At 61.8% G+C, this 20,091-nt stretch carries 18 protein-coding genes and 1 pseudogene; 8 read left to right on the forward strand and 11 right to left on the reverse strand.

Annotated features, from left to right (window positions below):
• The first annotated feature begins 39 nt into the window (after positions 1 to 39).
• The 8 genes and pseudogenes from hisI (at position 40) to AEQ63_RS29280 (ending at position 5,187) form a co-directional block, all read left to right on the forward strand.
• Positions 40 to 441, forward strand: coding sequence for a phosphoribosyl-AMP cyclohydrolase (hisI, locus tag AEQ63_RS10345; protein WP_007899278.1), 402 nt, complete (start codon positions 40 to 42; stop codon positions 439 to 441).
• Positions 434 to 766, forward strand: a complete 333-nt coding sequence (locus tag AEQ63_RS10350) for a phosphoribosyl-ATP diphosphatase (protein ID WP_007909355.1) — start codon at positions 434 to 436, stop codon at positions 764 to 766. The genes hisI and AEQ63_RS10350 overlap by 8 nt, the downstream gene beginning before the upstream one ends.
• A gap of 25 nt (positions 767 to 791) precedes the next feature.
• The gene (locus AEQ63_RS10355; RefSeq protein ID WP_064363297.1) at positions 792 to 1,073 is read left to right on the forward strand and encodes a twin-arginine translocase TatA/TatE family subunit; all 282 of its coding nucleotides are present in this window, start codon (positions 792 to 794) and stop codon (positions 1,071 to 1,073) included.
• A 10-nt stretch (positions 1,074 to 1,083) separates the two neighbouring features.
• On the forward strand, positions 1,084 to 1,542 hold the full coding sequence (tatB, locus tag AEQ63_RS10360; protein WP_064363299.1) for a Sec-independent protein translocase protein TatB: 459 nt from the start codon (positions 1,084 to 1,086) through the stop codon (positions 1,540 to 1,542).
• A complete protein-coding gene (gene tatC / locus AEQ63_RS10365) occupies positions 1,539 to 2,330 on the forward strand; it encodes a twin-arginine translocase subunit TatC (RefSeq protein WP_016772075.1) in 792 nt (263 codons plus the stop codon). Before tatB ends, tatC begins: the two co-directional genes overlap by 4 nt.
• Positions 2,327 to 3,034, forward strand: a complete 708-nt coding sequence (locus tag AEQ63_RS10370; protein WP_064363301.1) for a 16S rRNA (uracil(1498)-N(3))-methyltransferase — start codon at positions 2,327 to 2,329, stop codon at positions 3,032 to 3,034. The genes tatC and AEQ63_RS10370 overlap by 4 nt, the downstream gene beginning before the upstream one ends.
• 353 nt (positions 3,035 to 3,387) lie before the next feature.
• Positions 3,388 to 4,332 (forward strand): annotated as a pseudogene (locus AEQ63_RS29275) (methyl-accepting chemotaxis protein); the annotation flags it as partial.
• 141 nt (positions 4,333 to 4,473) lie between these two features.
• Positions 4,474 to 5,187, forward strand: coding sequence for a methyl-accepting chemotaxis protein (locus AEQ63_RS29280; protein ID WP_370593502.1), 714 nt, complete (start codon positions 4,474 to 4,476; stop codon positions 5,185 to 5,187).
• Positions 5,188 to 5,281: 94 nt separating this feature from the next.
• Here AEQ63_RS29280 and AEQ63_RS10380 read toward each other — a convergent pair whose 3' ends face one another.
• From AEQ63_RS10380 to hutH (AEQ63_RS10435), 11 genes are all read right to left on the reverse strand, one after another.
• Positions 5,282 to 6,016 (reverse strand): amino acid ABC transporter ATP-binding protein, encoded by a 735-nt coding sequence (locus AEQ63_RS10380; RefSeq protein ID WP_042608674.1) that lies wholly within the window; start codon positions 6,014 to 6,016, stop codon positions 5,282 to 5,284.
• Positions 6,009 to 6,968 carry an amino acid ABC transporter permease gene (locus tag AEQ63_RS10385; protein ID WP_080902497.1) on the reverse strand — a complete coding sequence of 320 codons (960 nt, stop codon included), beginning with the start codon at positions 6,966 to 6,968 and terminating at the stop codon, positions 6,009 to 6,011. Before AEQ63_RS10385 ends, AEQ63_RS10380 begins: the two co-directional genes overlap by 8 nt.
• A gap of 183 nt (positions 6,969 to 7,151) precedes the next feature.
• Positions 7,152 to 7,949 carry a transporter substrate-binding domain-containing protein gene (locus AEQ63_RS10390; protein ID WP_039756640.1) on the reverse strand — a complete coding sequence of 266 codons (798 nt, stop codon included), beginning with the start codon at positions 7,947 to 7,949 and terminating at the stop codon, positions 7,152 to 7,154.
• A 359-nt stretch (positions 7,950 to 8,308) separates the two neighbouring features.
• Complete coding sequence (gene mdoH / locus AEQ63_RS10400) at positions 8,309 to 10,879, reverse strand: glucans biosynthesis glucosyltransferase MdoH (RefSeq protein ID WP_064363305.1); 2,571 nt, start codon at positions 10,877 to 10,879, stop codon at positions 8,309 to 8,311.
• On the reverse strand, positions 10,872 to 12,653 hold the full coding sequence (locus AEQ63_RS10405) for a glucan biosynthesis protein G (RefSeq protein WP_161806073.1): 1,782 nt from the start codon (positions 12,651 to 12,653) through the stop codon (positions 10,872 to 10,874). The genes mdoH and AEQ63_RS10405 overlap by 8 nt, the downstream gene beginning before the upstream one ends.
• Before the next feature lie 350 nt (positions 12,654 to 13,003).
• Complete coding sequence (dtd, locus tag AEQ63_RS10410; protein WP_064363307.1) at positions 13,004 to 13,441, reverse strand: D-aminoacyl-tRNA deacylase; 438 nt, start codon at positions 13,439 to 13,441, stop codon at positions 13,004 to 13,006.
• Entirely contained in the window at positions 13,438 to 14,409 is a 972-nt protein-coding gene (gene pip / locus AEQ63_RS10415; RefSeq protein WP_064363308.1) for a prolyl aminopeptidase, read from the reverse strand. Before pip ends, dtd begins: the two co-directional genes overlap by 4 nt.
• Before the next feature lie 241 nt (positions 14,410 to 14,650).
• Positions 14,651 to 15,454 carry an N-formylglutamate deformylase gene (hutG, locus tag AEQ63_RS10420; RefSeq protein ID WP_064363310.1) on the reverse strand — a complete coding sequence of 268 codons (804 nt, stop codon included), beginning with the start codon at positions 15,452 to 15,454 and terminating at the stop codon, positions 14,651 to 14,653.
• A 10-nt stretch (positions 15,455 to 15,464) separates the two neighbouring features.
• Positions 15,465 to 16,670 (reverse strand): imidazolonepropionase, encoded by a 1,206-nt coding sequence (gene hutI / locus AEQ63_RS10425; RefSeq protein WP_064363311.1) that lies wholly within the window; start codon positions 16,668 to 16,670, stop codon positions 15,465 to 15,467.
• Between the two features lie 200 nt (positions 16,671 to 16,870).
• A complete protein-coding gene (hutH, locus tag AEQ63_RS10430; protein ID WP_064363313.1) occupies positions 16,871 to 18,403 on the reverse strand; it encodes a histidine ammonia-lyase in 1,533 nt (510 codons plus the stop codon).
• Positions 18,404 to 18,519: 116 nt separating this feature from the next.
• On the reverse strand, positions 18,520 to 20,043 hold the full coding sequence (gene hutH / locus AEQ63_RS10435) for a histidine ammonia-lyase (protein WP_064363315.1): 1,524 nt from the start codon (positions 20,041 to 20,043) through the stop codon (positions 18,520 to 18,522).
• Between the last annotated feature and the right edge of the window lie 48 nt (positions 20,044 to 20,091).

Raw genomic sequence — 20,091 nt, forward strand, 5'->3', positions numbered from 1 at the left:
TGAAGCTTGAAACTCGAAGCTGCTTTTCAGGAACTGAAGATGAAAAACTGGCTGGACGAGATCAAGTGGGACGCTGACGGCCTGGTGCCGGCGATCGCTCAGGATCACAAGACCGGGCGCGTATTGATGATGGCCTGGATGAACCGCGAAGCGCTGGAACTGACCGCAGCGGAGAATCGTGCAATCTACTGGTCACGTTCCCGTGGCAAGCTGTGGCGAAAGGGCGAAGAGTCCGGCCATGTGCAGACTCTGCATGAAATGCGTCTGGACTGTGACGCCGACGTGATCATCCTGATGGTTGAACAGATCGGCGACATCGCTTGCCACACCGGCCGTCAAAGCTGCTTTTACCGGGTCTTCGAAAACGGCGACTGGAAAACGGTCGACCCGGTTCTGAAAGACCCGCATGCCATCTACTCCGCAGGACACACACATGAGTGACACCCTGACCCGTCTGGCTGAAGTGCTCGAAGAGCGCAAAGGTGCAGCCGCCGACAGTTCGTATGTCGCCAGCCTGTATCACAAGGGGCTGAACAAGATTCTGGAGAAAGTCGGCGAAGAGTCGGTCGAAACCATTATTGCCGCCAAGGATGCCGCGATCAGCGGCGACTGCAGTGATGTGATCTACGAGACCGCCGACCTGTGGTTCCACAGCATGGTCATGCTCGCCCAACTGGGGCAGCATCCGCAGGCCGTGCTGGATGAACTGGACCGTCGCTTCGGCCTGTCCGGACACGTCGAGAAAGCCTCGCGTCCGTCCGCCTGAACAATTTTTAGAGAGGAATCGCCACATGGGCATTTTTGACTGGAAACACTGGGTCGTCATTCTGATTGTCGTGGTGCTGGTGTTCGGTACCAAGAAACTGAAAAACCTCGGCACTGACGTTGGTGAATCAATCAAGGGCTTCCGCAAAGCCATGAATGACGACGAAAAACCGACCGAGCCGAACGTGACCCCGCCGGCGCAGCCCGTGCCACCGGTGCAGCCGCAAACCACCGCTCAGGCCAGCCCGCCGCACACCATCGACGTGCAGGCGCAAAAAGTCGAAGAGCCGATCCGCAAAGACGTGTGAGCACTGACTAATGTTTGGTATCAGCTTCTCTGAACTGCTGCTCGTCGGCCTCGTCGCCCTGCTGGTGCTCGGCCCCGAGCGTCTGCCGGGCGCTGCGCGCACCGCCGGTCTGTGGGTCGGCCGCCTGAAGCGCAGCTTCAACGCGATCAAGCAGGAAGTTGAACGTGAAATCGGCGCCGACGAGATCCGTCGGCAACTGCACAACGAACATATTCTGTCGCTGGAGCAAGAGGCGCGGAAGATTTTCAATCCGAGCCAGCAGGAGCCGACGCCGGTAGAGCATGTGGGCGAGCAGACAATTCACAGCGCTTCCGCTCCGACTGCACCTGCACCTGCACCTGCACCGGTTGTAACACCGCCAGCACCGGCGCCGGTTGCCGCGGACACATCGGTTGAACACGTAGCTCCCACCGCCGCGCCGACTCCACCTGCGCCTCACGACACCACTTTGCCGCCGCGAGCCCCATGAGCGATCTTCCGGAAAACGACCAGCACATGCCGCTGGTTTCGCACCTCACCGAGTTGCGCACCCGCCTGCTGCGTTGCGTGGCGGCGATCTTCATTATCTTTGCCGGGCTGTTCGCCTTTACCCAGCAGATCTACACCTTCGTCTCGACGCCGCTGCGCCAGTACCTGCCGGTCGGCGCGACGATGATCGCCACCGACGTGTCGTCGCCATTCCTGACGCCGCTGAAGCTGACGATGATGGTTTCGCTGTTTCTTGCGATTCCGGTGATCCTGCACCAGATCTGGGGCTTTATTGCGCCAGGCCTGTACAAGCATGAAAAACGAGTTGCGGTACCGCTGCTGATCTCCAGCATCCTGCTGTTCTACATCGGCATGGCGTTCGCCTATTACTTCGTCTTTCCGCTGATCTTCAAGTTCTTCGCCGCCGCCACCCCGGCCGGCGTGGAAATGATGACCGACATCGCCAGCTACCTCGATTTCGTCATGACGCTGTTCTTCGCCTTCGGCGTGGCGTTCGAGATTCCGGTGGCCGTGGTGCTGCTGGTGTGGATCGGCGTGGTCGACGTCAAATACCTGAAGAAGATCCGTCCGTACGTGATCATCGGCTGCTTCGTGGTCGGGATGATCCTGACGCCGCCGGACATCTTCTCGCAGACCCTGCTGGCCGTGCCGATGTGGATGCTGTTCGAGATCGGCATCCTCTTCGGCGCGCTGGTCAGCAAGCGCGAACGCCCGGACGAAACCCCGGCCGACGATCACAACGACCAGCCGCCAGCGACCCAGGCATGAACCTGCTGCTGCTCGAAGAGGCCGATTTCATTGCGGCGGACCGCGTGGTCCTGCGCGATCGCCGCCTGACCCATATGCAGGAAGTCCATCGCTCGGAAGTGGGCGACAGCCTGCGTGTCGGGCGCATCAACGGGCTGATGGGTTCGGCCGAGTTGCTGCGCCTGGAGGCGGGCGAAGCGGAACTGCGTGTCAGCCTCGATCAGCCTCCGCCGGCCAAGCTGCCGCTGACCCCGGTACTGGCCCTGCCCCGGCCGAAAATGCTTCGCCGGGTGTTCCAGACCGTTGCGACCATGGGCGTGGCCAAGGTGATTCTGGTCAACAGTTACCGCGTGGAGAAAAGCTTCTGGCAGACACCGTTTCTGGAGCCGGAAGCGATTCGTGAGCAATTGATTCTTGGCCTCGAACAGGCCCGCGATACGGCGTTGCCCGAGATCGTCATCGAGAAGCGCTTCAAGCCTTTCGTTGAAGATCGACTGCCGGCAATCACCGACGGCACCCTCGGTCTGGTCGGCCATCCCGGCAACTACCCGCCCTGCCCCCGCGCCCTCAGCGAACCGGTGACATTGGCCATCGGCCCCGAGGGTGGCTGGATTCCCTACGAAATCGATCTGCTGGCCAAGTCCGGCCTGCAACCGGTGCAACTGGGCGAGCGCATCCTGCGCGTCGAAACCGCCGTCACCGCACTGCTCGCGCGCCTGTTCTGAGCCAAGCAACTTTTGTGGCGAGGGAGCTTGCTCGCGCTTGGGCGCGAAGCGGCCATCGCTCTTTCTCTCACGAGCAACGCACTTGCCGGTGTTACGACGGCTGCGCCGTCGAGCGGGAGCAAGCTCCCTCGCCACAGAATCGCGACAACCACGGACAAGTGGCGTTACAGATTGCCATCAGCCAGCCGATACAGCCCCTATAAGTCCAATTTTAGTGGTCCGAAGGGAGTGGTCGCATGTACCGTTGGTTAGCCGAGAGTCTTGGAAACGTCAGCGTCAAACGCAAGCTGGGCATCGGTTTCGGCCTGGTGCTGTTACTGACGCTGTTGATCACTTTCACCGGCTGGACCGGCATGAGCGGCATCATCAGCCGCGGCGACAAGCTCGGCTTCATCTCGAGCCTCAATGAGCTGACCAAAGACCTGCGCCTGGCGCGCATGGACTACGACATGCGCCGTGGCGAACAGGGCCCGGGCGCGGTCAACGAATTCCTCAACAAACTCGAAAGCGGTCTGCAATCGGCACGCGGCATGATCGAGCAGCCGTCCGATGTGGCGATGGTCGACCAGCAATTGGCTGCGGTTGCCGAATACAAGCGCGCCTTCGGCGAAATGACCCAGGCCACCGTGCAGCGTGAAGATGCGCGCAGCAAGCTGGGCGCCAACGCCGACAATGCTGTGGCCAGGGTTGGCGAAGTCGAAAGTGCACTGCTGCAGGGCGACAGCGTCGCGCAGTACAACGCGGTGATCGAGCTGAGCAAATTGCTCCAGCAAGCGCGCTATCAAGTGCGCGGCTACACCTACAGCGGCAAGGCCGACGCCGAGCAACCGGCGCTGACCGCCATCGACAACGCCCTGAAAAACCTCGAAAGCCTGCCGACCCGCGTGCCGGAGCAGCACATCGCCAACCTGCAGCAAGCCACCGACTCGCTCAAGGCTTATCGTGCAGCCGTGGCTCAGTTCCGTGACTCGCAGGTGAAAAACACTGCCGCACTGGCGAACATGGCGGCTCAGGGCGACATCCTCATGGCGCTCAGCAAGAAACTCACCGAATCGCAAACCGTGGTGCGCGACACTGACGCTGCCCACGCCAAGAACATGCTGCTGATCGCCACCGTGCTGGCGCTGGTGTTCGGTCTGCTGGCAGCGTGGATCATCACTCGGCAAATCATCATTCCGCTGACCCAGACCCTGAAAGTGGCCGAACGCGTGGCGGCCGGCGACCTGACTCACAATCTGGTCTCCCTGCGTCGCGACGAACTCGGCCAGTTGCAACGCTCGATGCAAAGCATGACCCAGGGCCTGCGCGAATTGATCGGTGGCATCAGCGACGGCGTCACGCAGATCGCCAGCGCCGCCGAAGAACTCTCGGCCGTGACCGAGCAGACCAGCGCCGGCGTCAACAATCAGAAGGTCGAGACCGATCAGGTCGCCACCGCCATGAACGAAATGGCCGCCACCGTGCAGGAAGTCGCGCGCAACGCTGAAGAAGCTTCGGAAGCCGCTGTCGCCGCCGACCAACAGGCCCGTGAGGGCGACAAGGTGGTCGGCGAAGCCATCGCGCAGATCGAGCGCCTGGCGATCGAGGTCGGGCATTCCACCGAAGCCATGGGCGAGCTCAAGCGCGAAAGCGACAAGATCGGCAGCGTGCTCGACGTGATCAAGTCGGTGGCCCAGCAAACCAACCTGCTGGCGCTCAACGCCGCCATCGAGGCCGCCCGCGCCGGTGAAGCGGGTCGTGGTTTCGCGGTGGTTGCCGACGAAGTGCGCAGCCTTGCCCAGCGCACGCAGAAGTCCACGGAAGAGATCGAAGAGCTGATCGTCGGCCTGCAAAACGGCACTCAGCAAGTGGCGACGATCATGGACAACAGCCGCAGCCTCACCGACAGCAGCGTCGAACTGACCCGGCGTGCCGGTGGCTCACTGGAAAGCATCACCCGCACCGTCTCGGCGATTCAGGCGATGAACCAGCAGATCGCCGCAGCCGCCGAGCAGCAGAGCGCCGTGGCCGAAGAGATCAACCGCAGTGTGCTGAACGTGCGCGATGTGTCGGATCAGACCTCGGCGGCGAGTGAAGAGACCGCGGCCTCCAGCGTTGAGCTGGCGCGGCTGGGCACGCATCTGCAGATGCTGGTGGGCCGCTTCAAGGTTTAACAGCCCAAAAACAAAAGATCGCAGCCTTCGGCAGCTCCTACAGGTGTACACAAAACCCTGTAGGAGCTGCCGAAGGCTGCGATCTTTTTTGCCGTTAAAGAACCTGTCTTAGAAAGGCCTGAGCCCGCGGATCCTTCGGTGCATCGAAGAACTCCGCCGGCGCGGCATCTTCGAGCAATTTGCCGTGATCGAAGAACAGCACCCGATCCGCCACTTCCCGGGCGAAGCCCATCTCATGGGTGACGCAGACCATGGTCATGCCCTCTACCGCCAGGTTTTTCATCACGTCGAGCACTTCGCCGACCATTTCCGGGTCGAGGGCCGAGGTCGGTTCGTCGAACAGCATGACTTTCGGCTCCATCGCCAGCGCCCGGGCAATCGCCACCCGTTGCTGCTGACCGCCGGACAGGCGTGACGGAAACTCGTGGGCCTTCTGCGCAATGCCGACCTTTTCCAGCAACGCCATGGCCTTGGCTTCGCGTTCTTTCTTGCCGCGCTTGCGCACGACTTTCTGCGCCAGACAGAGGTTTTCCAGCACGGTCATGTGCGGGAACAGGTTGAAATGCTGGAAGACCATGCCGACTTCGCGGCGGTAAGCATTGACGTCGGTTTTCGCGTCGGCCAGTTGCAGGCCGTCGATGCTCACCGAGCCGGAATCGAACTCTTCCAGACCATTGAGGCAACGCAGGAAGGTCGACTTGCCGGAACCGGACGGGCCGATCACCACCAGCACTTCGCCCTTGGCCACCGTGGTGCTGACGTTGTCCACCGCGCGCACCACTTGCCCACGGGTGTCGAAGACTTTTACCAGATCGCGGACTTCAATCACTTTGCGCGAGCCTCCGCTCAAGCCGACTGGCGATTTTCGACAGCGGCAGGTTGATCAACAGGTACAGACCGGCGACGCAGAACAGGATTTCGAACGGCGAAAATGAGGTGGTGATGACTTCCCGACCGCTTTTCAGCAGCTCGGTGATGGCGATCACCGAGACCAGCGACGTGTCCTTGACCAGACTGATGAACTGCCCGGCCAGCGGCGGCAGCACCCGCTTGAACGCCTGCGGCAGGACCACGTGGCGCATCGACTGGCCGGCGCTCAGACCGAGCGAGCGCGCCGCCTCGTTCTGACCACGGGCAATCGATTGCACGCCGGAACGGATGATCTCCGCCACGTAAGCGCCGGTGAACAGCGACAACGCAGCGATCCCGGCGAACTCGCGGGACAGGTTCATCACCGTGCCGATGAAGAAGTAGAAAATGAAAATCTGCACCAACAGCGGCGTGCCACGAACCAGTTCGACGTAAATCGTCGACAGGTCGCGCAGGGTCGGGTTGCTCGACAGCCGACACAGGCCAGTGACCAGACCGATCAGCAAGCCGAGCACGCCGGATACCAGCGACAGCCACAACGTCGTCCACAGACCCCACAACAGCGGCCCTGCCGCCCAGTGCCGGGTCACGCCGACGACATCGCCTTCAGCGACATCGTCGCCCTGAGCGAATTGCAGGCTGTTCTCGTCGACTGTCAGCTTCTGCTCGTCACCGGCATCGTTGCGCAGGGTGACCTCGGCACTGCCGCCCTTGCGCACCAGTTCGGTGACGGTGGAAATATCCGCCGCGCGCTGGGTTTCTTCAGCTTGATAAGCGAAGTACTGCGGCACGCGATTCCAGCGCCATTCGTAGGACATCAGCGACGTCGCGTAATACAACGCGCCCGCCAGGCCGACCAGCACCAGCACGGTGAGGACGTGCCAGGGCCATTGGGCTTTTTTCTGTTTCATCAAGAGCTAAATCCATAACGATCAGGGTGCCCGCTGCCTCTGTGGCGAGGGAGCTTGCTCCCGCTGGGTTGCGAAGCGGCCCTGAAATCAGCCACCGCGCAACGTCGGGCAAAACCAGTCAACGGGTTTACGACTGCCTCGCAGCCGAGCGGGAGCAAGCTCCCTCGCCACAGGTGACCGGGCTTATTCCATGTCCTTGAGCCACTCGGTGCTCTTGAACCACTTGTCATGGATGCGATCGTAGGTGCCGTCTTCGTGGATCTGGTGCAGGAAGTTGTTGATGAAGTTGAGGCTGTCGAAGTCGCCCTTCTTCAGACCGAAGGCCAGCGGCTCGTAGGTGAACGGCTTGTCGAGGAACACCAGCTTGCCGGCACCCACTTTGTTCAGGGCAACGACGTTGTACGGCGCGTCGTAGATGAAGGCGTCAGCCTTGCCATTGACCACGTCGAGCACAGCCTCCTGCTCGTTGTCGTAGCCGTGGTACTTGGCTTTGGAGATCAGTTTCCTGGCGACCATTTCGCCGGTGGTGCCGAGCTTGGAGGTGATGCGGTAGTCGGCGGTGTTCAGGTCCTTGTAGGACTTGATGGTGCCTTCCAGCTCCTTGCGGATCAGCAGGGTCTGGCCGACGACGATGAACGGATCGCTGAAGTTCAGGCGCAGATTGCGCTCCTGGGTCAGGGTCATGCCGCTGCCGATCATGTCGAACTTGTCGGTCATCAGCGCCGGGATGATGCCGTCGTAACCGGTCGAGACCAGCTCGAGCTTGACGCCCATGGCCTTGGTCATGGCTTTGAGGATATCGACTTCGAAACCGATGATTTCGCCGCGTTTGTTGGTCATCTCGAACGGCATGTAGGTCGGGTCCATGCCGACTTTCAGCGAGCCGCGCTTGACCGCGTCATCGATAGCGCCGGCCTGCGCCGCATTGACTGCAACCAGTGCCGTGACGCCGACCAGCAGCATCGACAGATACTTCTTCATCTTCAAGTCCCCAAAACCATTGCGTGTGCGGCGCGAAAACCAACAGTCACAGGCAAAAAAGCCCGGGTGCGCCAATTCGGGAACGGATGCTAACGCACTCGTTTTTTTGCACAAGGTTTAATGGACGATTTGTTTAACAATCAAGAGCTACCCCCTCACCCCAACCCTCTCCCCCAAGGGGGCGAGGGGGAAAGGGAGCCGATCTTCATGCTGTTCAAATCCGAGGTCGACTCGATATCTCAGGTCGGCGTATATCGAACATCCAACCCGGTCAGTCCCCTCTCCCTCCGGGAGAGGGTTAGGGTGAGGGGCTTTTCAGCAGGCCAAAAAAAACCCCGCAACATCGCGGGGTTCCTTTATCAAGCCGGCTGAGCCTGCAGGCTCACCGGTCGCAGCGGCAGCAACGGCGCATGCGGATCGGCTTTCACCGAGGCGCGCCAGGCGTCCAGCCACTCGGCGAGACCTTCGGCCCAGACCTGCTCATGCAGGCGTGCCAGTGCAACAGGGTCGCTGAGCAGTTGCAGGCGATCATGGTTGCTCAGCCCGGACGGGCCGACCTTGATCGCGTGACGCACCCGTTCCTGACGCAGCCACTCGATCGGCTCGGCCTGGCCGTGACGCGAGGTCGCCAGCGAGCACGCCAGGGCGTTCTGCTGCGGGTCGACCACGGCGCGGACGAAGCCGTCGTTGAGGGCGTGATAACGGTTTTCGTGGGTGTACTGATCAGTTGCCAGCAAGGCCTGTGGCGGATTGTATTCCTCAGGGATGAGGAACAGGCTCTCGTCACGGGATTTCAGGCCCAGACCGACGCGGCTGGAGATCACCGACACCGGGATCGACAGCATCAGCGAACCGACGATCGGCACCAGCCACCAGAGGAAGCTCGGGTTCAGCCAGATCACCAGCAGTGCCCAGCAGAAGCCCAGCAAGGTCTGCGGGCCGTGGCGCTTGACCGCTTCGCTCCACGGGGTCGAGTCGTCGTCACGCTGCGGCGAGTTCCAGGTCGCGGCCCAGCCGAGGAAAGCGGCAAGGACGAAACGCGTGTGGAAAATCATCCGCACCGGTGCCAGCAGCATGGAGAACAGCATCTCCAGCAGCATCGACAGGGTCACCTTGAACTTGCCGCCGAACTCTTTCGCGCCCTTGGCCCAGATCAGGATGATGCTCAACAGCTTCGGCAGGAACAGCAGCACGATGGTCGTCGAGAACAGCGCAATCGCCTTGTCCGGGTGCCATTGTGGCCACAGTGGATAGAGCTGACGCGGTTCGAGGAAGTACTGCGGTTCCATAAGCGTGTTCACCGCCAACAGCGCGGTCGACAACACGAGGAAGAAGAACCACAACGGCGCCGACAGGTAGGACATCACGCCAGTGAGGAACACCGCGCGGTGCACCGGGTGCATGCCTTTTACCAGGAACAGGCGGAAGTTCATCAGGTTGCCGTGGCACCAGCGCCGGTCACGCTTGAGTTCGTCGAGCAGGTTCGGCGGCAATTCTTCGTAGCTGCCCGGCAGGTCGTAGGCAATCCACACGCCCCAGCCGGCACGGCGCATCAGCGCAGCTTCAACGAAGTCGTGGGAAAGGATCGCACCGGAAAACGCGCCCTTGCCCGGCAACGGCGCGAGGGCGCAGTGGTCGATGAACGGCTTCATGCGGATGATCGCGTTGTGACCCCAGTAGTGGGATTCACCCAACTGCCAGAAGTGCAGGCCGGCAGTGAACAGTGGACCGTACACGCGGGTAGCGAACTGCTGCATGCGCGCATACAGGGTGTCCATGCCCGACGCACGCGGCGCGGTCTGTATGATCCCGGCGTCCGGCGTGGCTTCCATCAGGCGCACCAGACTGGTCAGGCATTCGCCGCTCATCACCGAGTCGGCGTCGAGCACGACCATGTACTTGTAGTCACCGCCCCAACGACGGCAGAAGTCGTCGAGGTTGCCGCTCTTGCGCTTCACACGGCGGCGGCGGCGGCGATAGAAGATCTTGCCGAAGCCCTTGGCTTCGCGGCAGACGTCCAGCCAGGCCTGCTGCTCGGCGACGCAGATATCGGTGTCGTTACTGTCGCTGAGAACGAAGAAGTCGAAACGATCCAGGTCACCGGTGGCGGCGACCGATTCGAACGTTGCACGCAGACCGGCGAATACACGCGGCACGTCTTCGTTGCAGATCGGCATCACCAGCGCAGTACGCGCATCTTTCGGGATCGGCTCGTTACCGGCGCTTTTCCCGGAGATTCGGTATTTATCATGACCGGTGAGCAGCTCAAGGAAGCCCATCAACGCGGTCCAGAAACCGGCGGACACCCAGCAGAACAGAATCCCGAACAGAATCAGGATGCTGGTTTGCAGCGCATACGGCAGTACTTGCGTGGCGGTTTGCAGCAGCGGTTGATGCAGCACTTCATCGAGATCGACGAACGACCAGCCCTGATACGGCATGATGCCTTTCATGTACCAGCCGGCAACGATGGTCTGGCCGAGCATCAGCAGCAACAGGATGTAGCGACGGATCGAACCGACAGTGCGCCAGCGCGCGGCCGGCAGGACATTGGCGTCCTTCGGCGGCTGCGGCGGGTTGGTGCGCCCGGTCAGACGACGCCAGCCACGCACCAGAATATTGGTGCGCCATGGCTCCGGCACAACCTTGGTACGGCGGATCGGCGGGGTCGCCTTGAGGCTGACCCGGCCGCTGGCGTCCAGCACCAGCATTTCCGCTTCGGCCAGTTCTTCGGCAGTGCTCAGGGTCAGGCGCTTGCCCACCGAGGCCTGGGCGGCTTCGGCAGGGGCGTCGAATGTCGAGGGCGACAGGCGTTCATGCAGCTCGCTGAACGACTGGCAACCCGCGAGTTCCGCGCGTTGCTCGTCGGTCATCGGCAGATGCGCCAGATACTCGGACAGAGTCTCTGGCTGTACTTGTGAGTTACTCATCGGCAGGCAACTGATAGCTCCAGGTCTCGGTCAGGACTTCTTCAGTCGGCGCCGATTCCGGTGTGGCTGGGGCCGCGTCGGCAGCGACTGGCTGCTTGGCGTCTTTGTTGGCCTTGTCCTTGGCATCGGCTGCAGGCTTGGCTTCAGCCTGTTTGGCTTCGGCGGCCTTGGCTTCCTTGTCGAGCTTCTCCTGCTGCTTGGCGGCAACCTTGTCAGCCTTGGCGACCGACGAATTGGAGGCCGGTACCGATTTGGCCAGATCCGCGGTGACCACTGGCTGAACCAGTGCAGCGCGCATCTCGGTCGCCTTGCTGGCGTCCTTGATCTTCATCCGCAGGGTCAAGCGCCAGCCCTTGGTTTCCGGGTTGTAGCGCACACTGTTCTCGACCAGCTCGGCGTTGTCGCCGACGCTGACCTGACTGCGCACGTCGGCGTCCGGCGTCAGGGCCGCCAGAGACGGGCCTTCGAAGTCGACCAGATAGGCAACGCTGCCATCCGGCTGACGGATCAGGTTCGATTGCTTGACGTCACCGGTCGAACGCAGGGTCTGCGCCACCCAGGCGCTGTCCGGCGCGTGGATCGCTGCCTCGTCCATGGTCCAGTGCATGCGGTAGGCGAAGTCCAGCGGCTGGCCTGGCTCCGGCATTTTTTCCGGGCTCCAGAACGCAACGATGTTGTCGTTGGTTTCGTCGGCGGTCGGAATCTCTACCAGATCAACGGTGCCTTTGCCCCACTCGCCCTTCGGCTCGATCCAGGCGCTTGGGCGCTTGTCATAGCGATCGTCGAGGTCTTCGTAATGGCTGAAGTCGCGGCCACGCTGCAGCAGACCGAAACCACGCGGGTTCTCGACGCTGAAGTTGCTCACGGCCAGATGTTTCGGGTTGTTCAGCGGACGCCAGATCCACTCGCCGTTGCCGGCATGGATCGACAGACCGCTGGAGTCGTGCAGTTCACGACGGTAGTTGAGGACTTTCGACGGCTGGTTGGCGCCGAACAGGAACATGCTGGTCAGCGGCGCGATGCCGAGTTTGCCGACCTTGTCACGCAGGAACATCTGCGCCTTGACGTCGACGATGGTGTCGCTGCCCGGACGCAGGATCAGACGATAGGCACCGGTGGCACGCGGCGAATCGAGCAGGGCGAAGATCACCAGGTGCTTGTCGCCGGGCTTGGGCTGCTGGATCCAGAACTCGCGGAAACGCGGGAATTCCTCACCGGACGGCAGCGCGGTATCGATCGCCAGACCACGGGCCGACAGACCATAGGTGTGGCCCTTGCCGACGACGCGGAAGTAGCTCGCGCCGAGCATGGTCATGATCTCGTCTTGCTTGTCGGCCTTGTTGATCGGGTACAGCACACGGAAACCGGCATAGCCCAGTTGTTCGGTGGCTTTCGGATCGAATTTCAGGTCGCCGAAATCGAAGCGGCTCGGATCGTATTTGATTTCCGAGACGGTGTTCGCGGTGATTTCATTGATTTTCACCGGCGTATCGAAGTGCATACCCTGGTGATAGAAGGAGAGTTTGAACGGCGTCTTCTGATCGGCCCACTCAGCCTTTTCGGTGAGGAAGCGGATCTTCTGGTAGTCCGCGAACTTCATTTCGCGGAATTCGTTCGGCAGGTTGCTGCGCGGGGCTTCGAACTTCTGCCCGGCCAGCTCTTTGGCCTTGGCCGATACGTCGTCAAGATTGAACGCCCAAAGCTGACCGGCGCTGAGCAGGCACAGGAGCGCCGAACCCGCTACCAGAGCACTTCGCATGCGTTTGGCAGACATTTTTGCTGCATTACAGGGACTAACAATCACGAGCAACCCTCGCCGAAAACAGATCAATAAACCAACGGCCAGATGAAGTGCCTTTAGGGTTTGCGGCAGTAAAAAACCGACCTTTCAGGGCACCCTTGCCAAGTTGGCGAGCATTGTTCCGACTCCGCCGGGGCAAAATGATTCCCCAATCGGATCCAGACAAGTCTCTACCTAAGTCAAAACGGATCAACGAATGTCGATCCCCGCAGCGCGCGATTATCTAGTAGCCCGGATGACAACGCATCAGGGGTAACAAAGTATTTATCGCGAAAACAGCCTAAAAACAGTCGAAATTTCCGAAAAAGGCGTTTCAGGCACTGTCAGGTCTGTAACAAAAAGGTAACCGGGCCATCGTTGACCAGGTGCACCTGCATATCGGCGCCGAATCTACCTGATGCCACAGTGCCATGCACCTGTTTCGCCTGGCTCAACAAATAGTCGAACAATTCCTCCGCCAGCGCCGGCGGTGCGGCCGTGGAAAAGCTCGGACGCAGGCCGCTTTTGGTGTCGGCGGCAAGGGTGAACTGCGAGACCAGCAGCAACCCGCCATCCACATCCGCCAGGGACAGATTCATCTTGCCCTCGGCGTCACTGAATACCCGATAGTTAAGCAGCTTATGCAGAAGTTTGTCGGCGTTGGTACGCGTGTCGTCGGGTTCTACCGCCACCAGCACGAGCAGACCCTGATCGACCGCGCCGACCACCTGGCCAGCGACCTCGACCCGCGCACCGCGTACGCGCTGCAACAGCGCCTTCATGCTTCTTCGAGTGGCAGGTCGAGCAGGCGCTGGGCCATTTTGCTCGCAGCGCGCACCAGCGCATCGGTGATCCCCGGCTCGGACGCGGCGTGGCCGGCATCGCGGATCACCTGCAATTCGCTGTTCGGCCAGGCCTGGTGCAATTCCCAGGCGTTGTCGAGCGGGCAGATCACGTCGTAGCGACCGTGAATGATCACGCCGGGGAGATGGGCGATCTTGCCCATGTCGCGGATCAGCTGGTTGGGCTCAAGGAAGGCATTGTTGGTGAAGTAGTGGCATTCGATCCGCGCGATCGACAGTGCGCGCTGCGGCTCGGAGAAACGATCGACGACTAGCGGGTTCGGCCGCAGGGTCGCGGTGCGCCCTTCCCAGGTCGACCACGCCTTGGCCGCATGCATCTGGGCGATCTGGTCGTTGCCGGTCAGGCGTTTGTGGAAAGCGGTGAGCAGGTCGTCGCGCTCGTCCAGCGGGATCGGTGCGATGTAGTCCTGCCAGTAATCGGGGAACAGACGGCTGGCGCCGGCCTGGTAGAACCATTCGATTTCCTGCGGACGGCAGAGAAAGATCCCGCGCAGGATCAGACCGTGTACTCGCTCCGGGTGGGTTTGTGCGTAGGCCAGCGCCAGGGTCGAGCCCCACGAGCCGCCGAACAGCACCCATTTTTCGATGCCGAGATGTTTGCGGATGCGCTCGAGATCCTCGACCAGATCCCAGGTGGTGTTGTTTTCCAGGCTGGCATGCGGGGTGGAGCGACCGCAGCCGCGCTGGTCGAAGGTGACGATGCGATACAGATTCGGATCGAAATAGCGTCGGCTCTGGGCGTCGCAACCTGCTCCGGGGCCACCGTGGATGAATACGACCGGCAATCCTTCCGGCGAGCCGCTTTCATCGACGTACAGCGTATGGGTGTCATCGACAGCCAGATCGTGCCGGGCGTGGGGTTTGATCTGCGGAAACAAAGTCTGCATTGCGCGCTCCGTAAGGGGTCGAGGTCATCCCTGGGGGGACTCGTATTATTCTGCCGTTGGGCATCATAAACCCGATTTGCGTCAATGAGCATGCCTGTGCGCTGTCACCGTTTGTCAGCCATCACCTTCACGGTCTGAACGCGATCCTGTGGGAGCGAGCCTGCTCGCGAACGCGGTGTGTCATTCAACCTGGATTTTGGCTGAAAGGCCGCTTTCGCGAGCAGGCTCGCTCCCACAGGGGTTATGCGCTGTAGTGAGATTTTGCCCAGGCCAGATAGCCCTGCAGCAATTCCCGGAGCACCACCCGCGTCGGTTCGGCCAGGTCGGCGCGGTAGCGGAACGGTTCGAACTCTTCCATGTAGGTGGACTGGCACAGTTCCAGCTGCACGGCGTGGATGTTCTGCGCCGGGTCGCCGTACTGGCGGGTGATGTGCCCGCCCTTGAAGCGACCGTTAAGCACATGAGTGAACTGCTCGTGCCGTGCGCAGATCGCTTCCAGCTCAGCGGCCAGTTGCGGATCACAACTGGCGCCATTGAACGTGCCGAGGTTGAAGTCTGGCAGTTTGCCGTCGAACAGGTGCGGGATGATCGAGCGGATCGAGTGCGCATCGAACAGCAGTGCGTAGCCAAATTCAGCCTTCAGCCGCGCCAGCTCTTCTTGCAAGGTGCGATGGTATGGCGTCCAGATCTGCTGCAAATAAGTCGCGCGTTCTTGCTGCGAAGGCTCCAGCCCCTCCTGAAACAACGCAATGCCGTCGAACAACGTCGCCGGATACAATCCGGTGGTCGCCCCGGCATACAAAGGCTTGTCGTCGGACGGCCGGTTGAGGTCGATGACGAAACGCGAATACTCGGCAGCCAGGGTGCTGGCGCCCAGTTCCTCGGCAAAATCGTAGAGCTGCGGGATATGCCAGTCGGTGTCCGGCAAACTCTTCGCGGCGGGGATCAACCCGGCTTCGACCGCCGGGGTCAGACGCACGCCGGCGTGGGGCATGCTGATCAGCAACGGCACGCGGCCTTGTTTGAATTTCAGAACCTTGTCCACAACCGCCCTCCTAGAAATTCGATTCAACGCCGTGACGCACGACGCGCTTGTCCAGATCGCCCCCGAGCCAATAAGCCAGATCCGCCGGACGTTCGATGTCCCACGCGACAAAGTCGGCGACCTTGCCGACCTCCAGCGAGCCGTGGGTGTCAGCCATGCCCAATGCCTGCGCGGCATGGAGGGTCGCCCCGGCAAGAGCTTCTTCCGGAGTCATGCGGAAACAGGTGCAGGCCATGTTCAGCATCAGGCGCAACGACAGCGCCGGCGAGGTGCCGGGATTGAGGTCGCTGGCGATCGCGATCTTCACCTTGTGCCTGCGCAAGGCGTCCATCGGCGGCAACCGGGTTTCGCGCAGGAAGTAGAAGGCGCCGGGCAACAGCACGGCGACGGTGCCGGCAGCGGCCATGGCGATGGCGTCGTCCTCGTCCATGAATTCAAGGTGATCGGCGGACAAGGCTTTATAGCGCGCGGCAAGGCTCGAGCCGTGCAGCGAGGACAATTGTTCGGCGTGCAGTTTTACCGGCAGACCGAGCTGCTGCGCCGCGACGAACACCCGTTCGACCTGCTCCGGCGAGAACGCCAGGTATTCGCAGAACGCATCCACGGCATCCACCAGACCTTCGGCGGCGAGGGCCGGGAGCATCTCGCTGCAGACCAGATCGATGTAGTCGTCGGCGCGATCCTTGTACTCCGGCGGCAAGGCGTGCGCCGCCAGGCAAGTGCTGCGTACGCTGATCGGCAGTTCTTCGGCCAGGCGCCGGATGACTCGCAGAAGCTTGCGCTCGTTGGCCAGATCGAGGCCGTAGCCGGATTTCATTTCCACCGTGGTCACGCCATCGCGCATCAGGCTTTTCAGGCGTTTGGCGGCGCTGGCGAACAGCTCGTCTTCAGTGGCTTCGCGCGTGGCGCGCACGGTGCTGGCGATACCACCGCCCTGCGCGGCGATCTCGGCGTAGCTGACGCCTTGCAGACGCTGCTCGAACTCGCCACTGCGATTGCCGCCGAACACGGTGTGGGTGTGGCAGTCGATCAGCCCGGGCGTGACCCACGCGCCTTGCAGGTCATTGACCGCCGGGTATTCGCCGGGCGGCAGTTGAGTGCGCGGGCCGATCCACTCGATCAGCGTGCCGGTGGTCACGATCGCGGCATCCTCGATGATCGAATAGACGCCGTTGGCCATGGTTGCGACGTGGCAGTGCTGCCAGAGGGTTTTCACTGTTGGCCTCCGTTTGGGTTGGTATGGTGAGCAGCCTCAAAAGCCCCTCACCCTAGCCCTCTCCCGCAGGGAGAGGGGACTGACTGGGTTGTTCTGTCGAGCTACATCGACCAGAGAGTCTTGAGCCGAACTCAGGTCTTGAAGCTCGCAGAGATCGGCTCCCTCTCCCTCCGGGAGAGGGCTGGGGTGAGGGCTGGTTTTTACAGGCTCGGCAAAAGCTTCACCGAAACCAGCTCGGTCAAACACCGCGACGCCAGCAATTCAGTCGCCGCATTGATATCCGGCGCAAAAAACCGGTCCTTCTCATAAAACGGCACTTCCCTGCGCAGGATCGCCCGCGCCTGTTCCAGCTTCGGCGAGGTCTTCAGGCCGTTGCGCAGATCCAGGCCCTGGACCGCCGCCAGCCACTCCACGGCGAGAATCCCGCGGGTGTTCTCGGCCATTTCCCACAGGCGTTTGCCGGCAGCCGGGGCCATCGACACATGGTCTTCCTGGTTGGCCGAGGTTGGCAGGCTGTCCACCGAATGCGGATGGGCCAGCGCCTTGTTCTCGCTGGCCAGTGCCGCTGCGGTCACCTGGGCAATCATGAAACCGGAGTTCACCCCGCCGTTGGCGACGAGGAACGGCGGCAGTTGCGACATGTGCTTGTCCATCATCAGCGAGATGCGCCGTTCGCTCAGCGAGCCGATTTCGGCGATCGCCAGAGCCAGATTGTCAGCGGCCATGGCCACCGGTTCGGCGTGGAAGTTGCCGCCGGAAATCACATCGCCTTCAGCGGCGAATACCAGCGGATTATCCGACACCGCGTTGGCTTCCACCGCTAGCACTTCAGCGGCCTGCCGGAACTGGGTCAGGCAGGCGCCCATGACTTGTGGCTGGCAGCGCAGCGAATACGGGTCCTGGACCTTGTCGCAGTTCTGGTGCGAGGCGCAGACTTCGCTGCGCTCACCGAGCAGGTCACGATAAGCAGCGGCGGCATCGATCTGACCTTTCTGCCCACGTGCGGCGTGAATGCGCGCGTCGAACGGTGAGCGCGAACCGAGCACAGCTTCAACGGTGAGACTGCCGAGCGCCAATGCACCGGCAAACAGATCTTCGCCTTCGAACAAACCGCGCAGCGCAAACGCGGTGGAAACCTGAGTACCGTTGAGCAGCGCCAGACCTTCTTTCGCCGCCAGGGTCAGCGGTGTCAGGCCGGCGACTTTCAGCGCTTCGGTCGCCTCCAGCCATTCGCCCTTGTAGCGCGCCTTGCCCTCGCCGAGCAGCACCAGCGACATGTGCGCCAACGGCGCCAGATCCCCCGACGCGCCGACCGAACCTTTCAGCGGAATGTGCGGATAGACCTCGGCATTGATCAGCGCAATCAGCGCATCGATCACCTGCCGACGGATACCGGAGAAACCGCGGCTGAGGCTGTTGACCTTGAGCACCATGATCAGTCGCACAAGGTCGTCGCTGATCGGCTGGCCGACGCCGGCAGCATGCGAGAGCACCAGCGAACGCTGCAGGTTCTCCAGGTCTTCGCTGGCGATGCGCGTCGAGGCCAGCAGGCCGAAACCGGTGTTGATGCCATAGGCGGTGCGGTTCTCGGCGAGGATCTGCTCGACGCAGGCGACGCTGGCCTCGATCTGCGCGCTGGCGCGGTTGTCGAGGGTCAAGGTGACCGGATTCTGGTAGACGTCACGCAGTTGGGCCAGGCTCAGTTGGCCGGGGATCAGGTTCAGCGCAGTCATTAAAATGCTCCTGTTAGGCATTGTTATTAACTACCAGTCGCTCCGGAGCATTCCGTTATCCGTCGTTTCTCGTCTTGTGAACGATCCACGCCTTGGCACGCTGGTATGGGCAGTTGTCAGTGCAAATTCGGTAAAACGTTGTGCGGCAGATTCGGGACTTTCAAGACGCTCGCAGCGGCAGCAATATCCGGCGCCAGCCAGCGATCCTGATCGTAGGCAGGGACGGTTTCGCGCAGCAGGCGCCAGGCGACATCGGTGCCAGCCCCAAAGCGCTGTTCCTTGAGGAACTCAAACGCCTGCGCCGCCAGCAGATATTCAATCGCAAGGATCTGCGTGCAGTTTTCCAGGGCGCGGTGCAGCTTCAGCGCGGCGTTGGTGCCCATGCTCAGGTGGTCTTCCTGCAGGCCCGAGGTGATGTAGTTGTCGAGTACCGCCGGTTGCGCCAACTGGCGGTTTTCCGCACACAGCGAAGCGGCGACGTATTGCACGATCATCATCCCCGAGTTGACCCCGGGGTTGGCCACCAGAAACGCTGGCAGACCGCTGACGTGCGGGTTGACCAGACGGTCGAGACGACGCTCGGCAATCGAGCCGATCTCGGCCATGGCAATCGCCAGCAGATCGGCGGCCATCGCCACCGACTGGCCGTGCGGGTTGGCCTGCGACATCACCCGAAAATCGTCCGGGGTGCCGAGCAGCAGCGGATTGTCGGTGCAGCCGTTGAGCTCGGCTTCAACCTGTTTGATTGCGTGCTCCAGTTGATCACGCGCGGCGCCGTGCACCTGCGGGATCGAGCGGATGCTCAGCGCGTCCTGAGTGCGAATGCCTTTGCTCGCGGCGATCACTTCGCTGCCATCGAGCAAGGCGCGCAGGTTGTTGCCGACCTGCTGCATGCCCGGATGCGGCTTGAGCGCGATGATCTCGGCATCGAAGGCATCGATCTGGCCGCGCTGGGCTTCGAAGCTCATCGCACCGATGACATCGGCCCATTGCAACAGGCGCGTGGCATCGGCAATCGCCAGACAGCTGAGGCCGGTCATGCACGGCGTGCCGTTGACCAGACACAAACCGTCCTTCGCGCCCAATTGCACAGGTTTCAAGCCTTCTTCGGCCAGTGCCTGCTGCGCCGGCATGATCTGACCGCGATAGCTGACATGACCAACGCCGAGCAGCGCGATACCGACGTGCGCCATGTGCGTGAGGTACCCCACCGAACCCTGCGCCGGCACTTGCGGGGTGATGCCGCGATTGAGCAGCGCCAGCAGACCTTCGACCACGCGCCGATGCAGGCCGGATTTACCGTGGCTGTAGTTGTGGATCGCGGCGCAGATGATTGCGCGGGTCTGCTCATCACTGAGGACCGGGCCGACCCCGCAAGCGTGGCTGAGCAAGGTGTTGCGCGAGAGCTGGTTGAGCTGTTCGTCCTGCAACGAAACGTTGGACAGGCCGCCCAGACCGGTATTGACGCCATAGGCGCGCTCGCCGCTGGCGACGATGCGCTGGACGATCGCCTGAGCGTTGTCGATGCGCGCCCAAGTGTCGCTGGACAGTTCCAGCAGCGCACCGTGACGGGCGACCGCGACCACGTCCTGCCAACGCAGATGAGCACCGGTGATGACGATTTTTTCAGCCTGGGACATCTGAAGCCTCATACAAATTCTGTTGCTGCATGAATTCCTGTGGCGAGG

The sequence above is a fragment of the Pseudomonas sp. RIT-PI-o genome (assembly GCF_001297215.1).
GTDB lineage: Bacteria > Pseudomonadota > Gammaproteobacteria > Pseudomonadales > Pseudomonadaceae > Aquipseudomonas > Aquipseudomonas moraviensis_A.